This window comes from Lysinibacillus sp. NPDC092081, assembly GCF_044755845.1.
Lineage (GTDB): Bacteria > Bacillota > Bacilli > Bacillales_A > Planococcaceae > Lysinibacillus.
This window is the reverse complement of the sequence record NZ_JBIVRU010000001.1, coordinates 356,457-380,266: the sequence shown is the minus strand read 5'-3', so window position 1 is coordinate 380,266 and position 23,810 is coordinate 356,457. Positions and strand designations below refer to the sequence as shown.

Annotated in this window: 20 protein-coding genes; 10 read left to right on the top strand and 10 right to left on the bottom strand. The window is 36.6% G+C overall.

Features of this window, described 5'->3' with window-relative positions; all coding sequences use genetic code 11:
• Nucleotides 1–294: 294 nt before the first annotated feature.
• From ACIQLB_RS02005 to ACIQLB_RS01990, 4 genes are all read right to left on the bottom strand, one after another.
• Nucleotides 295–1,563, bottom strand: coding sequence for a PTS ascorbate transporter subunit IIC (locus ACIQLB_RS02005; RefSeq protein ID WP_400720241.1), 1,269 nt, complete (start codon nucleotides 1,561–1,563; stop codon nucleotides 295–297).
• A 167-nt stretch (nucleotides 1,564–1,730) separates the two neighbouring features.
• Entirely contained in the window at nucleotides 1,731–1,994 is a 264-nt protein-coding gene (locus ACIQLB_RS02000; protein WP_400720239.1) for a PTS sugar transporter subunit IIB, read from the bottom strand.
• 5 nt (nucleotides 1,995–1,999) lie between these two features.
• A complete protein-coding gene (locus tag ACIQLB_RS01995) occupies nucleotides 2,000–2,449 on the bottom strand; it encodes a PTS sugar transporter subunit IIA (RefSeq protein WP_400720237.1) in 450 nt (149 codons plus the stop codon).
• 64 nt (nucleotides 2,450–2,513) lie between these two features.
• Nucleotides 2,514–3,425: a LysR family transcriptional regulator gene (locus ACIQLB_RS01990; RefSeq protein WP_400720235.1), complete on the bottom strand. Its 912-nt coding sequence runs from the start codon at nucleotides 3,423–3,425 to the stop codon at nucleotides 2,514–2,516.
• A 137-nt stretch (nucleotides 3,426–3,562) separates the two neighbouring features.
• Here ACIQLB_RS01990 and ACIQLB_RS01985 point away from each other — a divergent pair, with 137 nt between their 5' ends.
• From ACIQLB_RS01985 to ACIQLB_RS01950, 8 genes are all read left to right on the top strand, one after another.
• Nucleotides 3,563–4,528 (top strand): ABC transporter ATP-binding protein, encoded by a 966-nt coding sequence (locus tag ACIQLB_RS01985; RefSeq protein ID WP_400720233.1) that lies wholly within the window; start codon nucleotides 3,563–3,565, stop codon nucleotides 4,526–4,528.
• Complete coding sequence (locus ACIQLB_RS01980; protein WP_400720231.1) at nucleotides 4,525–5,550, top strand: ABC transporter substrate-binding protein; 1,026 nt, start codon at nucleotides 4,525–4,527, stop codon at nucleotides 5,548–5,550. The genes ACIQLB_RS01985 and ACIQLB_RS01980 overlap by 4 nt, the downstream gene beginning before the upstream one ends.
• 59 nt (nucleotides 5,551–5,609) lie before the next feature.
• A complete protein-coding gene (locus ACIQLB_RS01975) occupies nucleotides 5,610–7,271 on the top strand; it encodes an ABC transporter permease (RefSeq protein WP_400720229.1) in 1,662 nt (553 codons plus the stop codon).
• Nucleotides 7,264–8,358, top strand: coding sequence for an MBL fold metallo-hydrolase (locus ACIQLB_RS01970; protein WP_400720227.1), 1,095 nt, complete (start codon nucleotides 7,264–7,266; stop codon nucleotides 8,356–8,358). Before ACIQLB_RS01975 ends, ACIQLB_RS01970 begins: the two co-directional genes overlap by 8 nt.
• Nucleotides 8,355–9,152, top strand: a complete 798-nt coding sequence (locus ACIQLB_RS01965) for a hypothetical protein (RefSeq protein WP_400720225.1) — start codon at nucleotides 8,355–8,357, stop codon at nucleotides 9,150–9,152. Before ACIQLB_RS01970 ends, ACIQLB_RS01965 begins: the two co-directional genes overlap by 4 nt.
• 229 nt (nucleotides 9,153–9,381) lie before the next feature.
• A complete protein-coding gene (locus tag ACIQLB_RS01960) occupies nucleotides 9,382–10,707 on the top strand; it encodes a M48 family metallopeptidase (RefSeq protein WP_400721648.1) in 1,326 nt (441 codons plus the stop codon).
• 108 nt (nucleotides 10,708–10,815) lie between these two features.
• A complete protein-coding gene (locus ACIQLB_RS01955) occupies nucleotides 10,816–11,625 on the top strand; it encodes a YitT family protein (RefSeq protein ID WP_400720223.1) in 810 nt (269 codons plus the stop codon).
• Between the two features lie 190 nt (nucleotides 11,626–11,815).
• Nucleotides 11,816–12,181, top strand: coding sequence for an MmcQ/YjbR family DNA-binding protein (locus ACIQLB_RS01950; RefSeq protein WP_400720221.1), 366 nt, complete (start codon nucleotides 11,816–11,818; stop codon nucleotides 12,179–12,181).
• A 253-nt stretch (nucleotides 12,182–12,434) separates the two neighbouring features.
• On the opposite strand, the gene ACIQLB_RS01945 is transcribed toward ACIQLB_RS01950, so the two are convergent.
• From ACIQLB_RS01945 to ACIQLB_RS01920, 6 genes are all read right to left on the bottom strand, one after another.
• The gene (locus ACIQLB_RS01945; RefSeq protein WP_400720219.1) at nucleotides 12,435–12,776 is read right to left on the bottom strand and encodes a GIY-YIG nuclease family protein; all 342 of its coding nucleotides are present in this window, start codon (nucleotides 12,774–12,776) and stop codon (nucleotides 12,435–12,437) included.
• 16 nt (nucleotides 12,777–12,792) lie between these two features.
• Nucleotides 12,793–13,548 (bottom strand): DUF2087 domain-containing protein, encoded by a 756-nt coding sequence (locus tag ACIQLB_RS01940; protein ID WP_400720217.1) that lies wholly within the window; start codon nucleotides 13,546–13,548, stop codon nucleotides 12,793–12,795.
• Nucleotides 13,549–13,671: 123 nt separating this feature from the next.
• Nucleotides 13,672–14,547, bottom strand: coding sequence for an ABC transporter permease (locus ACIQLB_RS01935; protein WP_400720215.1), 876 nt, complete (start codon nucleotides 14,545–14,547; stop codon nucleotides 13,672–13,674).
• Nucleotides 14,547–15,467 (bottom strand): ABC transporter ATP-binding protein, encoded by a 921-nt coding sequence (locus ACIQLB_RS01930; protein ID WP_400720213.1) that lies wholly within the window; start codon nucleotides 15,465–15,467, stop codon nucleotides 14,547–14,549. The genes ACIQLB_RS01935 and ACIQLB_RS01930 overlap by 1 nt, the downstream gene beginning before the upstream one ends.
• Before the next feature lie 5 nt (nucleotides 15,468–15,472).
• Nucleotides 15,473–15,877, bottom strand: a complete 405-nt coding sequence (locus tag ACIQLB_RS01925; RefSeq protein ID WP_400720211.1) for a DUF3021 domain-containing protein — start codon at nucleotides 15,875–15,877, stop codon at nucleotides 15,473–15,475.
• Between the two features lies 1 nt (nucleotide 15,878).
• On the bottom strand, nucleotides 15,879–16,328 hold the full coding sequence (locus ACIQLB_RS01920) for a LytTR family DNA-binding domain-containing protein (protein WP_400720209.1): 450 nt from the start codon (nucleotides 16,326–16,328) through the stop codon (nucleotides 15,879–15,881).
• Between the two features lie 229 nt (nucleotides 16,329–16,557).
• On the opposite strand from ACIQLB_RS01920, the gene ACIQLB_RS01915 reads away from it, so the two are divergent.
• Nucleotides 16,558–17,586 carry an AbrB family transcriptional regulator gene (locus ACIQLB_RS01915; RefSeq protein WP_400720207.1) on the top strand — a complete coding sequence of 343 codons (1,029 nt, stop codon included), beginning with the start codon at nucleotides 16,558–16,560 and terminating at the stop codon, nucleotides 17,584–17,586.
• A gap of 396 nt (nucleotides 17,587–17,982) precedes the next feature.
• Nucleotides 17,983–23,799 carry a DNRLRE domain-containing protein gene (locus tag ACIQLB_RS01910; RefSeq protein WP_400720205.1) on the top strand — a complete coding sequence of 1,939 codons (5,817 nt, stop codon included), beginning with the start codon at nucleotides 17,983–17,985 and terminating at the stop codon, nucleotides 23,797–23,799.
• Nucleotides 23,800–23,810 lie beyond the last annotated feature (11 nt).

Genomic DNA, 23,810 nt, shown 5'->3' with positions numbered 1-23,810 from the left:
AACCTCCTATTGTATGTATCATTTATATCGGCAAAAAGTTATTCTAAGTCAGATGTCAGACGACGATTTTTATTTTACCATTAAATATTATCAGATTATTTACAATTTACTACAGGAAAATAGGTTTAAATCATTCCCGATATTTTTTAATCATTGAGTATTTAGTTTGTTATGCAGTTGATTTTCTCTATGTATATAGTGAAAAAGGATGGGGGAGATAAAAACATAAGTACTAATGGCATATAAAAAAAGCCTCGCAAACACCTAAAGAGTTTGCGAGGCACACTGAATGAATTAAACTGCACCAAATAATTTTAATACATTTATAATAATGATCCCTACAATGCCGAAGTCTGAATCACCAAATGTAGTTCCTTCGTAGCCGATATCACCCATAAAGATAAGTAGAATCGCGGGGATAAAGCTAATAATTAATCCGTTAGCAAATGCTCCTACCATAGCACCACGTCTACCACCAGTTGCATTACCGAATACTCCTGCAGCCGCACCCGTGAAGAAATGTGGCACAAGCCCAGGTACAATCACTTTTAGCCCTATGAGGGGGAGTATAAACATGGACACTAAGCCTGCTACAAAGCTAAACAGGAAGCCGATAATAACTGCATTTGGTGCGAACGGAAAAACTGTAGGGCAGTCTAATGCAGGCTTTGTGTTTGGTACAAGTTTATCTGCAATACCTTTAAAGGCAGGAATAATCTCGGCAATTAGCATTCGCACTCCAGCCAAAATGATATAGACACCAGCGGCAAAGGTAATAGCTTGAATAATGGCAAAGACGATAAAATTCGAACCGCCAGATAGCTGTGTCTCAATATAGGATGGACCTGCGAATAGGGCAACGATAATAAAAAATAGACTCATAGTTAAGGACACAGCTACAGATGTATCTCTTAAAAAACCTAGAGATTTTGGAACTTTTATATCTTCTGTTGATTTGGCTTTGTTTCCAAAGAGCTTCCCAATTTTAGCAGATACATAATAACCAACGCTTCCAAAATGTCCAATAGCAAAATCATCACTGCCGGTTATTTGACGAACAGTTGGTTGTAAAATGGCAGGGAATACTACCATACAAAGACCAAGTATAATAGAGCCAACGATTATAAGAGGTGTGCCACTCATACCACCAACCGAAAGCGAGGCTGCGATTAAACACGCCATAAACAATGTATGATGACCAGTTAAAAATATATATTTTAAAGGCGTAAATCGCGCAAATAATATGTTCATAATCATACCGAAAACCATAATCATGGCAGTAGCTGTTCCGAAACTAGTTTGAGCGGCTGCTACAATCGCTTCATTATTTGGGATAACCCCTTGGACATTAAATGCATGATCAAACATTTTACTAAAGTGATTTAAAGAACCAATTAAAACGGTTGCACCTGCGCCAAGTATAACAAAGCCCATAACCGTTTTTAACGTACCTGAAAGAACTGTTGAAGCTGACTTTTTTTGGATTAATAAACCGACAAAAGCGAATAGGCCGACTAATATAGCTGGTGTTCCTAAAATGTCATTCATAATAACATCTAACATATTAACACCTCATCCTATCCAATTTTTAACCTAAAATCATCGCATCCTTGCGAAAACGGCTAACTGACCTGTATCACGCGGACCTAAGCACAAAGCCGATTCCGGACGCAATTATGCCGAGGCATAATTGATTTAGTAGTCATTTCAAAAAGTTCAAATTCAATCCTTTAAAACAGCGGATTAAGCTTTAATTTTATTTCTGAAATACTCATCATATTAACAATACTAACGATATGACCTCTCTCTTCGGGCAATTGATTGACAATATCTTCTGCGCCAATATAAATATCCGCTTTCTCTGCCTTGGCAGATGCTAAATCTGTATGAGTTACTTCTGCAGCTTTTCCAAGTTCAGTTAACGCTTTTTTTACATTCAATTCCATAATAAAGCTACTGCCTAAGCCATTCCCGCACACTACTAAAATTTTCATCATGATTACTCCTTTGCCACAATTTGTTGAATTTCTTTGATAATATCGTCTTTATGCTGGCAGGCGATAATGCTGTCTATTTGATTGGGTTCTTGCAAAATCTTTGTTAAGTCAACTAATGCCTGTAGATGCAACGCACTATCGGTCGCAGCCAAGACGATAATTAAGAAAACAGGCTTTTCTGGTCCAAAAAAGACAGGTTTTTGTAAGCTTAATAGGCTCATGGCTAGCTCATTGACTCCTTCTGTGGGACGTGCATGTGGAATTGCAACTTTTGGTGTAATGACTACATAAGGTCCGTGTTTTTCAATGGAATGAATCATTGACTCAATATAGCGTTCTTCGATTTTATTGTGCTTTAATAGTGGACTTGCCGCTAAATGAATAGCTTCCTGCCAAGTATTTACAAAATTTGCGAGTTGTATAGTATCTTCCGTCAGTAACTCAGTTAACAAGTACAACCCTCCCTCCATTGGGATAAACAGCTCCCATTCCATGTTATTATTGATGACTATGGAATTATGTCATAAGAGGATATATTTTTAATTGTTTAGCTAAATCATAAATTGCAGTTTTTACAAATGCATCCATCTTGCTATCTAGACGAGATTTAGGATAAATAAGTTGAATCTTTCTATTAAGTGTCATATGATCTAAGTCCTTTTTGATCAAAAGTCCTGATTTTAACTCATCTTCTATCAGGGCAACTGACAAAAATGCAATTGTTTTTCCGAAAGTAAGCATTTTCTTAATAGTGCTGACAGAATCGAGCTCGATCGTATAAATGGATGGGTGAAATGGGTCCATCCATTTTTCTATAAAATGATTCGTTGAACTTGAAGACGTATGCAATAATACTTTGTTTTTTAGGACATCTGCTTTTGTGATGTCCTTTTTTGCTGCAAGCTCATGGGTAGGGCTTAATGCTAAAACAAGGGAATCTTCGCCGATTGTATCGTATATAAGAGATGAATTTTCTTGTTTTGTTTCCATAATTAGCCCGAAATCTAATTCTTGAAGTGCTACCTTTTGTTCAATTTCGGGAGCTGTTTTCACTTCTAGCGATATTCGAATGTCTGGGTAAGCTGTAGAAACCTGATGAATAATATCTGGCATAAAAATATGTGCAGGTAGCCCACTTGCGCCAAGACGAATGGAACCGATATTACCCGCCAAAAGATTTTCGACAAAGCGATTCATGTCTTTTTGTAGCTGTACAATTTGGCGAGCGTAATGATAGAGCCCTTCTCCCGCTTCTGTTAAACGGTATCCACCTGCATTTGTCCGAAATAAACGGATGCCATATTCCTCTTCAATAGAGCGAATATGAAAGGATACTGTCGGCGTTGTAAGACCTAGCTCTTTGGCAACAGGAGCTAATTTTTTAAATTCTACGAGTAGGCAAAATGCCTGTAACTTCATGTTATTCATTTTATCCTCCTAAAGTAAATTAGAAAAAATCTAAGTTTTGCTTTAGTTTATTAGATTTTTTTTAACGAGATATTAATAGTAGATTAATATTTTCTAAATATCTGGAATTTATAGTTGTAATTAACGAGGAGGATATGATGAAAATCTCATTAACGAATATCGAAAAAAAATACGGACAGGCTCAAGCGCTTTGGCCCATCAATGTGGAGCTGAACAGCAAATTCATCACCATCTTAGGACAATCAGGTTGCGGTAAAACAACATTATTAAAAATATTAGCAGGTCTTGAACAGCCGACAAATGGAGAAATCCGTTTTGATGACACAATTATTTACTCATCCAACCTCCATAAAAATGTAAAACCAAATAAGCGAAATATGGCAATGGTTTTTCAAGATTTTGCATTGTGGCCACATATGACTGTTTTTCAAAATATTGCTTTTGGCCTAAAGGGAATTGTTCCAAAGTCCGACATCCCGGCTCGAGTGAAGCATGTTATGCGATTGGTGAAAATGGAAGGGTTTGAAAAACGAAAACCTGGGGAGTTATCTGGAGGACAGCAGCAACGGGTAGCGCTGGCGAGGGCACTTGCGACAAATCCTCAGCTTATTTTGTTTGATGAACCATTATCGGCGCTTGACGCAGTACTAAGAGAAAAAATGCAAGATGAAATCATGCATATTATTCACGAGCTAGATTGTCAGGCTATTTTTGTCACACATGATCAAACAGAGGCAATGGCAATGTCAGATCAAATTATCGTGATGGAGGCAGGAAGAATTGCACAAGTAGGAACACCAGAAGAAATTTATCACGCTCCAGCAACGCCATATGTAGCAGATTTTATCGGCAAAGTGAACTGGTTTGATAAAGGTAATTATATTGTGCGACCTGAAGGAGTTTCCAGACTACCACGCCCAGGTACAATTGCAAAACAAGCGATGATTGTAAAAAGTACTTTTGTTGGTGATCGTTATTTAGTGCAGGCACAGGTAGAAGGAAAGCACTGGAGCTTTTACGAAGCAGAACCTATTGAACACGGCAAGCAGCTTGAAGTTTTTATTGATGAAAAACAAATATATCAATTGGAGGGTTACCATTGAAAAAACGAGGGTTAAAACTATTTGCTACAGCTGGGATTCTTTTAACATTAGCATTAGCGGGCTGTGGAAATAAAGAGGTAGAGAAGAATGATAAAGTAAGTGCAAAGCCGAAAGAAGAGCAAACTTTAACGGTATATTCTGCTGGTCCAGATGGTTTGGCAGCGAATATTCAGAAGGCATTTGAAGAGAAAACAGGGATAAAAGTAGAGATGTTCCAAGGGACAACAGGCAAAATATTATCGCGTCTAGAAGCGGAAAAAAATAATCCTGTAGCAGACGTTGTTGTACTAGCCTCTGTCGCTTCAATGGATGGTTTAAAGGGAACAAATCAGCTGCAAAGCTATAAAGACGCTGAAGGTGCAAAGAAAATCAATAGTGATTGGTCAAATGCAGAAGGTTATTACTATGGTTACAGTGCCTCGGCATTAGGAATTGCTTATAATACGAAAAATACGCAGCAGGTTCCGGCAGAATGGGCAGATTTAGCAAAAGCTGAATGGCAAAATAAAATTAATATACCAGACCCTAGCTTGTCAGGCTCTGCTGTAGACTTCCTATTCGGATACACAGAAGCTGAAAAAACAGCTTGGACTACGATGAAAAAGTGGAAGGAAAATGGTTTACAGGTGAATGGTGCTAATAAGGAAGCGTTAGATGCTGTTATTACTGGTGACAAAAATGCCACAATTTCAGGGGTAGATTACATGGCCTATAAAGCAAAAGCTGATGGTGAGCCAGTAGAAATTATTTATCCAAAAAGCGGGACAGTTGTCAGTCCACGTGCTGTTGGTATTTTGAAGGATGCAAAAAACGTAGAGAGTGCAAAAGCGTACGTTGATTTTTTACTGTCAGATGAAGGACAAAAGCTTGTAGCAAATGCCTACTTACTACCAGGCAACAAAGATATACCTGTTAAAAATCGTGCAGCCTTAGATGAAATTCCGCAGCTAAACGTGAACTGGAAAGGTGCAGAAGCGAAGCAGCTTGAAGTATTAACTAAATTCAATGATATTTTTCGTTAAGTAGTTATGGGAGGTTTTTTGCCTCCTTTAAGTTTTTCTAGGGAAGGATTGGATCATCAATGATTATGGAAGGCAGACGAACTTTTGGATTTTTACTGACACTTGTCGTCACGTTTGCTATCGCACCGTTAATTGCCATTGCATTTTATACGTTTATGAAAGATGGGCAATTAGATGTTTCGCAGATTAACAGAATGTTTGCCAATGAAAGAATGTGGCAGACGCTTGGAAACTCTGTATTATTAGGAGTTTTAGTTATTATAGGGACTACGATGGTAGCATTCCCAATGGCGTTAATAAGAACGAAAACAAGTTTATATAAATATGATTGGCTAGATATTATTTTAACGATTCCGTTTATGACACCTCCGTATATTGGCTCAATGGGATGGATATTGTTCATGCAAAATAATGGCTTTCTCCAACAGCTATTTCCAAGTGCTGCTTGGATGACTGAATCGTTCTTTTCCTTATTTGGAATGGTCATGATTATGAGCCTGCATCTTTTTCCTTTCTTATATTTAATGCTGAAAAATACGCTTTTAAGAATCAATGGATCCTTTCTAGATGCTGCATTAATTTTTGGACGAAGCTCTTGGAGAAATTGGACGAAAATAGTTTTGCCTTTAGTAGTTTCTAGCTATGTTCTAGGGAGCTTGCTAATTTTCATCAAAACGCTAGCTGAATTTGGAACACCTGCAACGTTTGGTAGTCGAATTGGCTTTCAAGTATTTACAACGGAGATTCACTCTTACCTTTCAAGGTGGCCAGTAGATATAAGTATGGCGACATCACTGTCATTATTTTTACTATCAGTTTGTCTCGTTATCTGGTATTTCCAAAATCTTATCGGACGAAAATATACATATAGCGTGCTGTCTGGAAAAACACCAGCTATTCGCGAGATCAAAGACAAGTGGTATGTCAAGTTCGGTTCATGGCTTTTTGTGGGGATCATCATTTTGCTATCAATCGGTATTCCTTACTTCTCAATTATTGTGACATCTTTGCAGAAAGTAAGGGGAGATGGATTGCAGGCAGGGAATTTTAGCTTTGACTCCTACCAGGAAGTGTTTACAAGTGGAAGTGCTGGATTGTCAGCATTTTTAAATAGTGTTGTTTTCTCCGTAATCACAGCTGTCGTTACAGCAATTATTGGTTTGTTTATTGCCGTATACATTAAAAAAGGAGAAACGAAAAAGCAGCAAATATTAGATTTCTTTAGTTTAATGCCCAATATTATTCCTGGAATTGTCTTTGTAGTTGGGTTAATTATGTTTTGGAATGCACCGTGGCTACCAGCGACTATCTATAACACAAAGGCAATGGTTGTAGTCACGTATTGTGTGCTTTTTTTACCATATTCCGTGCAATATATAAAGTCATCTTTATCACAATTAGATTCTACGATATTCCAATCAGCCGCTATTTTTGGGCGAAGTAGCTGGGCGGTTTATCGACATATCATTATTCCATTATTAATGCAGGGAATTCTTGCTGGAATGATGATGACGTTTATTATTTCGATGCGTGAGCTTGTCGCTGGATTACTTATTTTGCCTCCTTCAGTAGAGACTGGCGCAACATTTATTTACAGTCAATTTGAACAAGGAAATGTTGGTGTAGGAATGGCTGTAGCGGTGATTACAGTCGTCATGACCGTTATTTTTATGTTTCTATTAGATTGGCTACAAAAACGGGGAGGACATGCAGATGCTTAATGTAGAGATTTTAGGTGGGGTCGGTGAGTATGGGCGTAACTGCTTTTTCATTGAAAATAATGGACATGCTATTTTACTCGATTGCGGAGTGATGAACAATCGACAGAAGACTCCTCCCAATTTAACACAATCTCATGTGGCAAAGCTTGATGCAGTGTTTATTTCCCATTCACATACAGATCATGTAGGTGCTATTCCTTTACTTGAGCAATGGGGATACACAGGGCCGATCATTATGAGTAAAATGACTGCGCAGCAATTAAAACAACCTTGCCTACATGCAAGAACCTTTCAACCAGAATCTTTCGGAAAGTGGATAGTTGTTAGTAATTGTCTTGCCTTTCAATGGGGCTACAGTGGACATCTAATAGGAAGCGTATGGTATAAGATTCGTTTTTTTGAGGAGGTGATATTTTACTCCGGTGATTATGTGGTAGATTCCTATCTGCTGAAAGCAACACTACCGATAGAGGATGAGACTGTTTATGATGTAGCCATTATAGATAGCGGCCATGTTGAAAAGCGCATCAAAAATATAGAAGTATTGCAGCGAATGACGGAATATATCAATGCAAATCCAAACTGCCCGATCATTTTCCCATCTTCTTTCTCAGGAAAAACAGTGGATATTGTTATCTATCTTTTACAGCATACGACAAGAGCAATACGTGTAGATTATGATTTGTTGTCCTTATTTGAAAATTATTATGAGGCACCTGAAAATTTATTGTCTTTCAGCACCATGTTGCAACAGTTTAAACTAGAATGTTTAACAAAAATAACTGAAAGTGAAAACACCATTTATTTTGTGCCTGAGCGTAATAAAGCTAAATTAGTTGAGCTGCTTCATAAAAAACCAACAGCTGTAGTGATCTTTACGGGATATTGGAATAAAGACAAATATAGAATTCAATTATCCAAAAATCAACATAAGGAATTTTTTTATAAAACGCATCCAGATTATCAGGATATCATTGCACTTTCTAAGAAAATACATGCACATAAGACAATCTATTTTCACAGTTCATTAACGAATAGAGATACGACTTTCTTGCAATTACTACAAAATGAGGAGGAGATAACATGAAGAAATGGGTACTGAATTTTTGTTTAATCGGTATTGTACTTGTTAGCATCATTGGATTTGATTCTACACAAGCTAAAGCAGCAATCGAGCCAGGGAATGAAATTAAATTCAACATTAAATCTGAGCTTTTCACTGAATCGGATATTTTAAATGTTTTCAAAGCTACAAAAAAAGATGAAGTAAAGATTTATTTCTTTGATACTCCGAATAGAGCTTTTCTAAATGAGGGTTATATCCACCGTTTACGTGTATATAAAGGAAGCAATAACATGGATATCACGTATAAAAAGAGATTTGTAAATACACCTTTGGATGAAGCAATTGCTATTACAGAAAGTCGTGGCTTCACAGGAGCAGAGTCTAATTATAAGTTTGAAACGGATATTAAGGGTGACAATCGTACGTTCACAATAAGTCGTAAGGAATCATTAAAGACTACATCTAATGTTTCTTATGATGCAGTGGATACAAGTGCGGCCAAAAAAATAATTTTAGAAAATGTTCCGAAGAAAATATTAAATTGGGATACTGAAGCATGGTATCAAAATACATTATCTCAAACTGTAGTTTATGGTCCTGCAAAGGCTACAACATATAAAGGAAGCTTTGCAGGCTATGCAGCAGATATTGAAGTTTGGCAATATCAAGGGGAGATTATGGTAGAGTTATCAACGAAAGAGGATGATGCATTAAAGGCCGCTATTATAGAAAAAGAATGGCATGATCGATTAGCTTCAGCAGGTTATTTAAGTGAAGATCAACGTGGCAAAACGGCATTTGTAATGGATAAGTAATAAAAAATATTCTTTAAAATTCGCGACACTTCTAGGAATAGCGAACAAGCCGTGGTGCTTTAGCAACTACATGGCTTGTTACGCGTTTGGAGAAGTAGAGTGAATTTTTCTTTTTGGTGTGAAGTAGAATAGAAGGTAAATAAAACAAAGAAAAATTTGTTCTAACTTTTTCGTTTTAGCTTACACTTACTATAGGACGAACTTAGTGTTGAACAAGGGAGGAAATGACATAGCGAAAAAAATGGGAATTGTCGCGCTACTTTTATTCGGTGTTTATGTGCTGTGTATGTATTGGTATATATTCCACAGCGGTGGTGGTACAATACCACGAGCGATGCAGGGGACAGCTGCAGATCCAGTGATGTTTATGTCTGAAAAAGAACTATACTTAAGCGGTGAATATTCTAAAATACGGAACTTCCTATTCTTTGTTGCTACACCATTGGAATGGTTAATCTATTTCATGATATTAATTATGGGCGTATCACGTTATTTCGAAAAGGTAGCAACAGCACAAACAAAATGGAAGCTGTTACAAAATGCAAGTTACTTATTCCTATTATCACTTTTACTATATGTTGTCCTATTCCCACTTGATTATTATCGTTACAATTTAAGCAAAACCTACGGAATTAGTACACAAGGGTTTTCTTCATGGATGCGAGATGGCATTATTGATTTTTGGGTCAACTTTGGCATGAGTTTAATTATCGTGTCAGTCCTTTATTGGCTCATCAAAAAAAGTGCCAAAAGATGGTGGTTATATGCATGGTTTCTAACGATTCCATTTACAATATTTGTGATGTTTATTCAACCTGTAGTTATTGATCCTTTATATAATGATTTTTATCCGCTAAAAAATAAGGAGCTAGAGACGAAAATCTTGTCAATTGCTGCACAGGCAAATATACCAGCAGAACATGTATATGAAGTCAATATGGCAGAAAAAACAAATGCCTTAAATGCCTATGTAACGGGTATTGGCAGTAATTCGAGAATTGTTCTATGGGATACAACCTTAAATCGTTTAACAGATAATGAAATATTATTTATTATGGCACATGAAATGGGGCACTACGTTGAGAAGCATATTTATTTTGGCATAGCTGGGTATCTTCTGTTTACATTGCTAGGATTATGGCTGACGGCGAAAGGTTTGAGGTGGTTCATTCGACGTTACGGACAGGTATTAAAAATTAAAAAAATAGGTGATATAGGCTCTTATCCATTGTTTTTACTCATAACATCCGTTTTATTATTTGCTTCGAGCCCTCTGTCGAATTATATTTCAAGGTATCAGGAAAATAGAGCTGATCAATATGCGATTTCGCTAACGGGTGATCGAGAGTCCGCAGTTACTGCATTCCAGAAGCTAACGATATCTGGTTTAAGTGAGGTAAATCCACAGTTACTCGTAAAGTGGTTCCGATATACACATCCGCCAATGCTTGAACGTATTTATAAGGTAGCGGAGAAAGCTGAAGAGAATAAAGAGGAGCCGTTAAAAGAAGAGCCGTTAAAAGAGGAGCAGAAAAAAGAACATCAGAAGAAATAACTACCGCTAAAAGCAGTAGTGCCATACTCCAGGTTTTTTGAACGAATAAGTTGGGTATTCTAAGGGAAAGAAGTACAAAACTCGTTCGTTAATGATAGGGGAAATGTTATGCGTAATATTGTCGTTATTACACTTTCATCGATATTAGTCGCTTTTGCCTACAATTTTTTGTTAATTCCACATGAGATTTTAAGTGGGGGATTAAGCGGGATTGCCATCATGCTTGGTATTATTACACCCTTGAATACGGGAGTTTTAAATTTACTATTGAATTTGCCTTTACTTATTATAGGGGTTATGAAATTAGGGAAGCGTTTCATTAGCTATACCATTCTTTCCGTAGTTGTCTTGTCGGTAAGCTTGTATATTATTCCGATTTATAAAGCTACACAAGAGCCTATTCTTGCCTCGTTATTTGGTGGTGTTATTGTGGGAGTAGGGATGGGCATGATTTTTCGTGCGGCAGGTTCTTCTGGAGGATTTGATATTATAGCGATGCTACTAAGTCGCAAACGAGATTTTCCACTTGGTACATTAATCTCTGCGATGAATGGTATCGTTGTAGCTATCTCCGGATTCGTTTTTAGCTGGGATGCAGCATTACTGACGCTCGTATCGATTTATGCCACAGGGAAGGTTGTTGACACCATTCATACGAGTCATATTAAATTGACACTGATGATTATTACGAGCAAGGGCGAGGAAGTGAAACAGCAGCTACTGAAAAAGCTTCATAGAGGTGTAACTATTATGGATGCGAAGGGTGCTTATTCAGGCGAAGGGCGAAAAGTTTTAATTACCGTCATTACACGCTATCAGCTTGCTGAAGTTAAAGGTACGATCAAGGAAACAGATGCCAAAGCCTTTGTCAATATATTGCAAACCACCGAGGTCATCGGCATGTTCGATAGAGGCTAAAGTAAAGGATGTCCTGTAATAACGCGTTTCGTGTGGCTAACGCTGCACTTTCATTACAAAATAACCATATTACAAAGCGGCTCATCTGGCAATTTAAAATAAATAATTATTTCCAAAACACACGTTGTTGATTATAATGAATATAATCGAACGTGTGTTTTTATATTTTTAGACAAAATGGGGTTAAATAATGAACAAAGAAACAATTCATGCATATTGCCTAAAGCTTCATGGCACAACCTTTGATTATAAAGAAGAATGGCAAGCGGATCGCTATCATATTGGTGGTAAAATGTATGGGATGATGGGCGGAGACGGTGCTGGAAGACCGGTACTTACATTAAAATGCGAACCTAATCGAGCTGAAGAGTTGAGAGAAGCCTATGAAGGTATTATTCCAGGTTACTATATGAATAAAACTCATTGGAATTCAATCTATATGGATGCAAATGACGTACCTATTGATTTAGTTGAAAATTTAATCAACCATTCGTATGAGCTAGTTTTCGGAAAGCTAACAAAAAAAGCTCAGCTGGAAATTAATGAAATGAAGTGAGAGAACAAGTAGGATCACACTACGCAAAGAAGTGGGGGCGGCAGGTGAAGAAATACTCAGGTGTAAGAGAAAACTGCTCGGGTTATCAAAGAACTGCTCTCGTCCAACCAGTATTTGCTCTACACCTACGAAAAGGAATACCCGAAAGCAGTGAATCCCCACGCGAAACAACACAATATATGAAATTAAAAAAGAATCTGCAAATTTCTCCAGCTAAATCGCGGAGAAAACAGATTCTTTTTTTCGGCGTTACCTAGTTATATCCACGTTCACCAAATGGCTGAAGCTTGTCGAGCCATTTTTGTTCTAGCTTTTCTAGCTCTTTTTTGGCATCAAAATAGCCCTCTTCTTTTTTCTTCAAATATTCCACAACTTCAATATCGAAAGCATCATTGCCGAATGTGTTGTAATCGGCTTGTAGCTTTTTATTGGTATGTGTATTTGTTTTTAATGAAAACTGAAAGCCGTTTAAGCGTTTTAAATTATTGAAGCTACCAACAAACACTTTACCATTTTGTTGATTGGTCATTGTAAAAACACCAGCTTCGATTTTTATATCTTTATACATTTCCTTTAATTCTTTTTTATGATCCATTGGAAACCCTGCTTTCTTATTTTTTTATCCAGTAAGCACTGCCATCCTCTTGTCGATCCATGAAGCCGTATTCGATTAAATAGCGACGTATTTGCACATAGTCCTCATACATCGGCTGAATCATTTCGTTTAATTCTTTTTCTGAATACTGTTTGGTTTCATCGAAAAGCTTTGTGATTGCACGGAGTATCACAATTTTATGTTTTTCACGTTTTGGGAAGCGGACAAGCTCTTTGCCAATACCGTTTGGAAAGTACTTTTCAAGTAATTGCTGTTCTTCAGAAATCGTAATATTATAGCGATCGTCGACCATCGTAGCCGTTTTGTGAATAGGTACAAAGCTGTCTTCCTTTTGATTCTGTTCTTTTAATAGTTCCATCATTGCAAGAAAGGTTTTCGCTTGACGTTCCTTTTCTTTAAGGGTAAAGCGATGATGACGTATTGTTGTTGCACTACCGATCTCCAATTCTTCTTTAATGTCTTGATCAGTTTTTCCTTCATAAAATAAGCGTAAAATATGACTTTGGTGATCAGTTAGTCCAGTCATTTTTTTATTAAGGCCATTTAAATAATGAAATACGGATTGATGTGCAGCAGTAATATGATGTTGCATAAATTTTTCTGCCTCGTAGAGAACGCCTTCATGTGGATAAATAATACCCTTTTCAATCTTTTCCCCGCAAAGCAAACAAGTGAAGTGGGTTGCTTCATCGTTGTAGCCTTTTTTTATGTCATGAATCGAAGCTTGCCAAAATAATTCATTTACATCCATTCGAAGTCCTCCTGTAAAACAAACGATTATTTAATTTGTTTGCTTATGTATTATTAAAATAACAAATTGTTTGAACAAAATCAATAAAAAACACATCGTTTTATAAACGATGTGCGAAAGTGTTTATTTATTTTTCTTTTTAAAAATAATGATAGATAAGATAGCTAGCACAATAATTGTGACAACAATAATGATCAGGCTTGTTGAGGTACTTAGTATATTTCCGTGAAGGTCATAGACAATGCCATATACTTTTTTGTATTCTTCTAACTGTGAAGCGGGCGCACCTTCGAAAACCTTGGAGATTGAGCTCTCCATAAAGGCATTGCGTAATAGTAAAGTTGTATGGCTGATTGGGAAATACATAATAACATTTTGAGCAAAGCTTGGAAGTGCCCCAACAGGTACATAGACACCACATAAGAAACCGAGTGCTGTACCGACGATTGTACTGAGCGTTGAAAATGAATGTTGGCTGTTGGCAAGTAACACAAGGAAGAGATTAAAAACACTGGCAAGTAACACAGATAAAAATAGTAAGCCTACTACTTTCATGAAATCCCCAAAGCTTAGTAGTTCACCGCCAGTTGATACGATAAATATTTCACAGCCAATAAGGGCGATAAAGGAAAAGATACAGCCGATGAAAAAGGCATTTAATACATAGCTAAATTGAATGGTTGCTCGCGAGATAGGGGCTGTGAGAAAATCAGCTTGCGCTTTTGATTCAAGGTCCCTAACGGCAATGCCATACGCAGCGAGTGTAGTAGAAACAGCGATCATAGAGAGTAAACCTGCGACGATCCACTCATTGACCATTGTGACCAATTCTGGGGTAGCCTTTGTCACTGCTTCAATGGCATTTACTTGCGATTTTTGAAGAAATACTGCGTAAAGGACAATAACAATAATGACAGAAAGAAGCGAGTAGAAGACTTGTGTTTTATCACGTCTGAAAACCTTGTTATTTCGTTTTACTAAGCTAAATAATGCTTCCATTAAGCTGCACCTCCCTCTGCCATAATATGAAGAAAGACATCATCCATCGTTCCTTTGATGACTTCAAACGAAGCAATAAGCGACTCCGCTTTTTTTAATAGCGTTAAAGCATGAAGTGTCGAGTCGACTCGGATGGAGAAAATACCTAGCTTTTCTGTATAGGAGATACCATTTTCCTCCAGCCACTGTATCCCTTCAGAATTATTATGAAAAACAAGTGCCATTGAATCATAGGCGTATTTTGTTTTAAGAGCATCTGGTGTGCCTTCAGCAACAATTTCTCCTTCCTTTAAGACGATGACTTGATGAGCGACTGCCGCTTCCTCCATATAATGCGTAGTTAAAAAAACTGTCATATTTGTTTCGAGCTGAAGCTGCTTAACGGCTTGCCAAACGAATTGACGCGTTTGTGGATCAAGTCCAGTTGTGGGTTCATCTAAAAACAATATTTTAGGTCGATGGATAAGGGCTCGAGCAATATCAGCACGCCTTTTTTGACCACCTGATAACGTTCCATATCTACGCTTTTCTATATCTTCTAAATGCAAATATGTTGAAACGAATTGATAATTATCGGTTAATTGTTTTTTCGATAAGCCATATGTTTTACCACGGTGAAGTATATTTTCCTGCACTGTTAATCGTTCATCTAGTAAACTTTGTTGAAATACGACACCAATGGATTTTCGAATTTCTGCATTGTCGTTACTTGCATCAAGTGTATAGCCATTAATGTTTACAGTACCGCTTGATTTTTTTAATAATGTACAGAGTATTTCGATGGTCGTTGATTTCCCTGCACCATTCGCACCTAAAAAGGCGAAGAGGGAGCCTTGTTCAACTGTAAATGAAATACCTTTTACTGCCTGGTGATCCCCATATTGCTTACATAGATTTTCAACTTGTATAGCAAAAGTCATAATGTTTATTCCTTTCTTTTTTGAATTACTTGATTGATTTTTGCAATATCACTTTTTTGAAGTACATAAATAATGCACCAAGCGATAAAGAAAATAATAGCTTCACTTATAAAAATATACGTAATGCCGGAATGTTCAAACCAATCCCCGAAATAGCCTGCAATCAAGACACACAGCGTAACTGCAATTACATGTAGAATAAACTGAGCAATAAAAGGTAAACGCTCAATGTCAAAGATCATGGATATTAGACCTATTACAGCTCCAAGTATAGCGGCGATGATAATTTGTTCAAGTAACTCCGGTCCTGACATCACAGCGTTATTAGATACGACACTGAATGTTACTAAGATGTAGGAAGAGCTAAGTGATATGAGTATTCCAATAATCATCATGCGAATAAATTTCATATTATGAGTCCCTCCCAATCCCTAAGTGGTGTTTTAGTTCTTTTAAATATTTGCGGCTAACATGGACGGACACATCGTTTTCTAAAATCAGTTCTGTTGTACCGATTTTACCCATTTGAATAGAGGCAATTTTGTTAATGTTGACGAGTGTCGATTTGCTGACTCGGGCAAAGTCTTTCGCAAATTGTGCTTCTAGCTCATATAATTTACGCTTCGTTTCGAATTCCTGTTCCTCCGTCTGCAAAAATACTTTTGCACCCTCTGCGTAAATGGAGTAAATATCTGAAATTTTTAGCATATGAATTTCCTGTTGAAAGTAGCCATCTAACATTGTTGTTTGTGAAGTTTGTAGCTGCTTCATCAGTCGTTCAATTTGCTCGTTGTATTCCTTTGCATGTATATGAACCTCAGTTTCTTCTAATGCACTATTGATTGTTAAATGAATTTTCATTTCATAGGAGGCCTCCTTTACATATCTCCGCTACGGAGAAACACTGAATCAGGTAATAATAATGTAGCATAGAAAATTTTGGATTGGAGAAAATCTTGGATAAGAGGTTAAATTTTATAAATAACAGGTTCAATTTTAACGATATATAACATTGCAAAAAAGTGATGAAGTAGAAAAATAGGCAGGTTCACGGCATAATAGAATGATACAGTCACGAGGGGTTGCTTCTATGTTTATTTTTGACAAGCACATGTTTATGACATTATGTATTGGTTTAACAGGTGCGATTTTATTTAATGTATTACATATTCCAATGCCGTGGTTACTTGGAGCTATAGCAGCGGTGCTAATTGTTCAGTTATCGACGAAAGTACAATTGAAATGGCATAAATATTTTCGTAATTTTGGTTTAATCGTTGCAGGATATTCCATTGGTTTTGCGTTTACACCAGAAGCGGTACAGGATATTAAACAATTTATAGGAAGTATGATTGTTTTAAACGTATTATTTATTGTATTGTTTTTTGGTGTTAGTTATTTAGTTGCAAAACGTGCGGATTTAGATTTTGCGACAGCATTGACATGCTGTGTACCTGGTGGCATGTCACAGGTTGTTGCCTTTGCCGAGGAGCAGGGGGATATGGATATGGTCGTCATTACATTCTTCCAAATATTACGGGTTCTTTTAATCGTCGGCTTTGTGCCATTAATGGTGTCCGACACTGGGGGAACTGGCGTAGTTGTCAACGGAGCGTATACATGGAGCCTAATAGCTTTACTTGCTGTGTGTGGAGTAGCGGGTTGGTTGGCGCAAAAAGCAAAAATTCCGACAGGCTATATGCTGGGTCCCGTGTTTTTATTGATGGGCATCAATATAGCGGGGATTGATGTACCGAAATTGCCATTATCACTACTTCATATCGCGCAACTAATGCTTGGCATTTACATCGGGCTTTTATTGAAAAAAGACGATCTACATTTATCCAAGAAACATGTATTTTACGCTTTTGTATCCGCAGGTATCTTTGTTGGCGCAGCTTATGGCTTAACATTTGTCATGCAGAGTTTTTACAGCCTTGATTTTCGAACAGGCTTTTTAAGTATCGTACCAGGCGGGCTTGATCAAATGGGGATTATCGCTGCTTCCGTGCATGCAAAGGTTACAATCGTCACCGCATTTCAACTATTCCGAGTACTGGTCGTATCCGTGTTCCTCGTACCGTTTGTTAAAATGTTTGTGAAAAAAGTGAAAACCTAGAGGCTGATGTATCCCATCAGCTTCTTTTTTAGCTTATTTTATAATACAAAGTAAGATTTTTATATTTTTAAAAATCCTATTTTTTAATTTTCTGCTCTTTTTGTACAAAATCATTGGTTAAATGCGGGTAATTTACCAATTCTATTAAATGGATAGTGAGGTAAAATGACTTAATAAAATTTCCACTGTTATGTATAAAAGTATTTATTTAAATAATAAACAGCTGAATAGTAATATTGAAATCTTTTGGAATGATAATTTTTGGGTTTTGTGGAATGTGGATTAATTTTTGGTAATGAGTAAGAAAGTCCATTTCATAATACTATTCTTTCGATGATAATGTTTTGAGAAAAATATGTGGAGTATTTTTCATATCATCGAAAAGGAGAGAAGATAGTGCAACAAAAGAGAAATATTTGGTTTAAAGGTTTTATCTACTTCTTGGTTTTTATTCTTATTTTTAGTTCAATACCATTTTATAACTTAGAAGAAGCAAAAGCTGAAAAACCTAGCAGTACGCAAGACGATTCAAACAAAGAAAAGGTTCCGTCTAACTATAATCTTATGATGGAAAAAGACGACAAAGGAAAGGAGAAGGTGGGCTTAACAGAAGTTCCTAGTTTGAGAGATGAAACTTCAAAAGTATATGTTGATAATGATGGAACATATTTAGCTGAGGTTTATCTTGAACCTATTCACTATGAAGAAAATGGTGAATGGAAGGAAATCGACAATAAACTTTTAAAATCAAAAGACGGGCAACATTATGAGAATAAGGAAAATGCATTCTCTGTAAAGTTTCCTAAAAAACCATTTTCAGAAGATGAGAAAGAAGTTTTTACTTATCAAGCAAATGATCATCAAATGACCGTAAACTTTGTTGATAATGCTGAAGATGATAAACAATATACAGATTTGCAGGCAGTTGAGCCCACTGTAACAGAGAATCAAATTATTTATGAAGATGCTTTAAAAGATGCTTCATTAGAATATATAGTTGAAGGGTCAAAAGTAAAAGAAAATATTATTTTACAATCGTATCAGGGGAAAAATGTATTTCAGTTTGATTTACATGTTAAAGATTTAGAGGCAGTTAAACAAGAGGATGGAAGCATTCATTTTTATGATAAAAAAGGTAAGTTCGTTTTCTTAATTGAACGACCATATATGTATGATTCGAATACGAAATTAGGTCCTGAAGGGGCTATTTCACATGAAATTACACAAGATATTGAAAAAACAGGAGAAGGCTATCTTCTGACAATAACTGCAGATGAAGCCTATTTAAAGGACCCAGCTCGTGTTTATCCGGTTACAATAGATCCTTGGATCGATGTCTTCCAAGCAGAAGACACATTTGTTGCGAGCGGTACTTCATACAACTACCACAATACCGACTATTTATTTGTTGGACAACATTCTACTATTGGAAAAACTAGATCTTTGCTGAAATTCCAATTGCCATCAATCCCAAATGGGGTTGTAACAGGTGCTTCCCTTGGGGTTTATCAAATTGCAGCAAGTGATGCTACACAAGTAAATATGCATAAGCTAACATCATCATTTGCATCAACAAGTGTAACATGGGCTAATCAACCAACTTATGCTCCGACAGTAGTAGCTTCTAGTAAACAATCCACACAAGGCTATAGTTATTTTCCAATAACAGATTTAGTAAAAGAATGGTATGAAACACCTTCGAAAAACTATGGTGTTATGTTAAAGTATCCAGATTCATTAGAGGGTACTGCAACTCGAAAAAGTTACTATTCTACTGAGTTAATAACAGATGATGGCTCATTATTCGGTAAACCGAAATTATTAGTGGAGTTTCGTCCTTCTGAATTATTAGGTTTAACGGATTACTGGACATATACTCCCGATATTTTTCAAGGTGAGGGAACAGGTGTTGTTAATGTCATTAACGGAAATATGGTGTATGATATTTCGCTCCTTAATGTAAAAGGGAAAACAGGTGCTTTTAATTTAGGTCTCACATACAACAGTCGCTCAAATTATAGTATGTATTATGGTTTAGGATGGATGTTTAGTGCTCATGAGTCACTACTTGTCAATTCTGATCAATCTATAATTGAATACCGAACACAGGGCGGTGCACGATATCATTTTACAAAGAAACAGGATGATGATGATGTAACTTATTCTTCTCCAGAAGGTGTGGAATACGAATTAACAAAGACAACTACTGGTTTTGAATTAAAAGATACGTCAGAAACAATCCGTTACTTTGATTCACAAGGTCGAAACTATGAAATAAAGGACGAAAAAGGCAACCGTATAATTTATACGTTTGAAAATCCAACAAGTTCCCGTGTAGTGAAAATTACGGAGCGTACAGGCACTGCCGAAACAGGTCGCTCTATTGATTTATCGTATAACGTGAATGGATCTCTTTCAAAAGTAACTGACTTAAATGGCAATACAACAGAATTGAATTATGAGCAAGTTGATGGAACAAATTATTTAAAGGCAATTACGTATGCGAAGAGTTCAAAAGTAGAAAAGACTATCAAATTTAATTATTATCCAACAACAAAACGCTTAAAATCCGTTACAGATGCCAATGGAAATGTGGGTAGTATTGAATACGATGATGCTTCGAATCGCGTGACAAAATTGGTAGATCCTCGTAGTGACAGCATCTTTGGTTCTTTACAATATTACGATCGTTATACAATTTATACAGATTCTAAAGGGAATAAAACACAGTATTCCTATTCACCATTGGATGCTCCGACAGTAAATGTTCAAAAAGTTATAGAGAATTTTGGTACAACAGATGCCACGACAACAAATTATATATGGAATAAAAACCTTTTAGAAAAAGAATCTGAGCCAGATAAGGATACGGGAGCAGGATCAGTAGCAACAAGTGCAGAATATGATGGTAAAGGTAATTTAACATCAGCTGATACAACTGGTGGACAATCTTTAAAACAAGAAGTAGATGATAAATCAAATGTGACGAAAATTACTTACTCAAGTAAGGTCTCTGAAAAATACATTTACGATGAAAAAAGTAATCTAAAATCAACTACTACGAACTTTGGTTTAACAGACTTCAATGAGTACGATCAATACGGTAATATTATTCGTAGCGTTAGTCCAACACGCGAAAACTATAATCGTTTAGAAAATGCACAATTTGAAGCACTTGATACTACAGGCTATCCAATAAATTGGAGTCGATACGCTGGTTCAAATGCCGGCACTTATCAGGCAAGTAGTACAAGCTTTACTGGGAATAAATCTGCTCAATTAACTTTGAGTGGCACTGCCAATGCCGGTTATTATTCTCAAGAATTTGCAGTAGATAGCAATGAATTGCAAAAAATATATACAATTAGTACACAGGTAAAAACTGAAAATGCAACAGGGGAAGGCGTACGTTTACGAGTTTACCCTTTAAATAGCAGTAAAGTACAACTGACAAATAAAGATGGGGCTCGTATTGAATTCTTATCGGCTCCAATTACAGGGACAGTTGATTGGACGCGTTTATCAGATACGTTTACATTACCAAGTGAAACCGCGTATATACGTGTCGATTTATTATTTAAAGGGGAAGGTAAAGCATATTTTGATGATGCACAAGTAACGTATGGGACTACACTGAATCAATTTGCTGCAAATGAAAATACGAGCTTTGAGTTAGGTTCTGGGGCAACGGCTGATGATTGGACATTAAATAATCTGGCTACAGGTGATGGACGTACCTCAGCTGTAAAATATGCTGGCAACTACAGTGTACGATTAACAGGAACTGCAAATGTAGCAAGATATGCTGGTCAATATGTTGAAATTAAAGGAAAAAAAGGTGAACCTGTAACAGTTTCAGGTTGGGGCTATACGACGAGTGCAGCAACAACTGGTAAATTCACAATTAGTCTGTTCCTCACAAATGCGAGTGGGACTTCTAAAAAATATGAACTACCATTTATGCAAGGTGAGCATGCGATTAATGAATGGCAATATGCTAAAAATACTTTCATTGCAGACGAGGATTTTGTCAGAGCGAAAGTATATGTTAATTATGAAAATCGGACAGGCTATGGCTATTTTGACAATATTAAAGTAGAGCAAACAGGTTCAGCCGTATCAAAATCGTATACAAATTTCGGTACAAATCTTTCAGAAGAAACAGATGCACAAGGAAATATAACGAAATTTAGCTATGATGCAAACGGCAATGAAAAAAGCGAAACAGACCCGAACAATGTAGTTAAATCAAGAGGATATGATGCACTTGATCGTTTAGAATCCATTTCTATAGGTAATGGCGTTAAGGCTATTAAATCATCTTATGGGTTTGATAAACAAGGGAATGTCACAAGTCGTACAAATCCGCTTGGTTATGTAACATCCTTTAAATACAACGCCTTAAATGCAGTCGAACGAGAAATAGACCCAATAGGCAAGTATCGTTATTACGAGTATGATGGTGAAAAAAATATAACACTAATCGAAAGTGGTGATGGGACAAACAAGTCCTCAGTTTCTTTCACATATGATAATAAAAATAACGAAAAATCAAAATCTGTAAACGGTACAAAGCTATATGATAAAACGTATTTTAAGAATAACCTTTTAAAAACAATTCAAGTGAATGGCGTTTCAGCACCATATGAATTTAACTATGATGATAGTAAACGACTTATATATGCCAAAACACCAGATGGCTATAGTTTGACAAATGTGTATGAAACAGCAAAAGAAAATCCAGCGAATGGACTGCGTACTTCTTATACAGAGTCTATGGGTGGAGTTAATGCTAGCACAAAATTTGCTTATGATGGGTTGCAACGCTTAACTTCGATTACAACTGCCGGTGGTAAAAACTATAATTACTACTACAATGAATCGAGTCAGCCTGTACGCCTTCAAAGTGCTAGCTCGACACAGCTGCTAGATTTTGATACAGATGGTCAATTGACAAAGCAATCGATTTTCGGGAAGGATTTACTACAACTTCGCTATCAGTATCAAGCAAATGGTAATATTAAAACGTATTTTGATGGGACTAAAACACATACGTATAAATACGATTTTGCAGATCGTTTGGCTTCATGGGATAATGGTACAAAAGTAATTACTTATGATTACGATGATGCTGGAAATCTATCAAACTTAAATGGCAAATCGTACACTTATAACGAAGCTAACGAAATAAAAGGTTTTACCTATGATTTTGAAGGTAATTTGATAAACGACGATCGTCTAACTTACACATGGGATGGGGTTGGACAACTAACACAAACAACGGAAGTAGCAAATCCAGCGAACAAAGTAACGTATACGTACCACCCGGATGGTTTACGAAAATCGAAAACAGACGGTGCAACAACGTACAATTATTATTATGATGGCTCTAATTTAGTCCGTGTCACAGATGCGAACCAAAAAACGATTTGGTCGATTACTTGGAACAATGGCAAAGTAGTAAATCTAACAAACGCAGCAGGGGAATCATTCGAATACGTAACGAACCACCGTGGTGATGTTGTACGCATTCTAGACCAAAATGGTGCAACCGTTGCGACATATGAGTATGATCCATGGGGTAACCTACTATCAGCCGAACCCTCCGACAGTCGTATCAAAGGACAACCAATTCGCTATGCAGGTTATGTGTACGATAGTGAAACAAAGTTTTACTATTTACAAGCTCGTTACTATGACCCAGCAACAGCCCGTTTTATCTCCCGTGATCCAGATCCAGGAGAAGAAGATGAACCTACAAGTATTAATGGGTATAATTATGCGAATAATAATCCAATTATTTTAACTGATCCAAATGGGGAAAATCCTTTAATTATAGTTGTTGCAGTTGTAGTTAGAGTAGGCGCTAAATATGTAATAAAGAAGTACGTAAAAAAGCAAATTCCGAAACGATTAACTATTGCAAAATATGATAGAAAAAAATATTATGGGAAGACACCAACAAGTGATGTCCGCACACAAGTTTTAAAAAGGGATAACTATACTTGTACATATTGTTCAAGTAAAGCAAACTTAGCAGCAGATCATAATCCTTCTGTAAAGCAACATTACAATACTAGAGGTTTTGGAATGTCACCTAAAGCTAGAAAAGCTTGGGCCAACGATCTTAATACTTTGACAGCTGCTTGCAGATCATGTAACTCAAGTAAAGGGACAAAACATTTTCCAACTCAATGGAGACCCCGGAAATAAAACTTATTGAT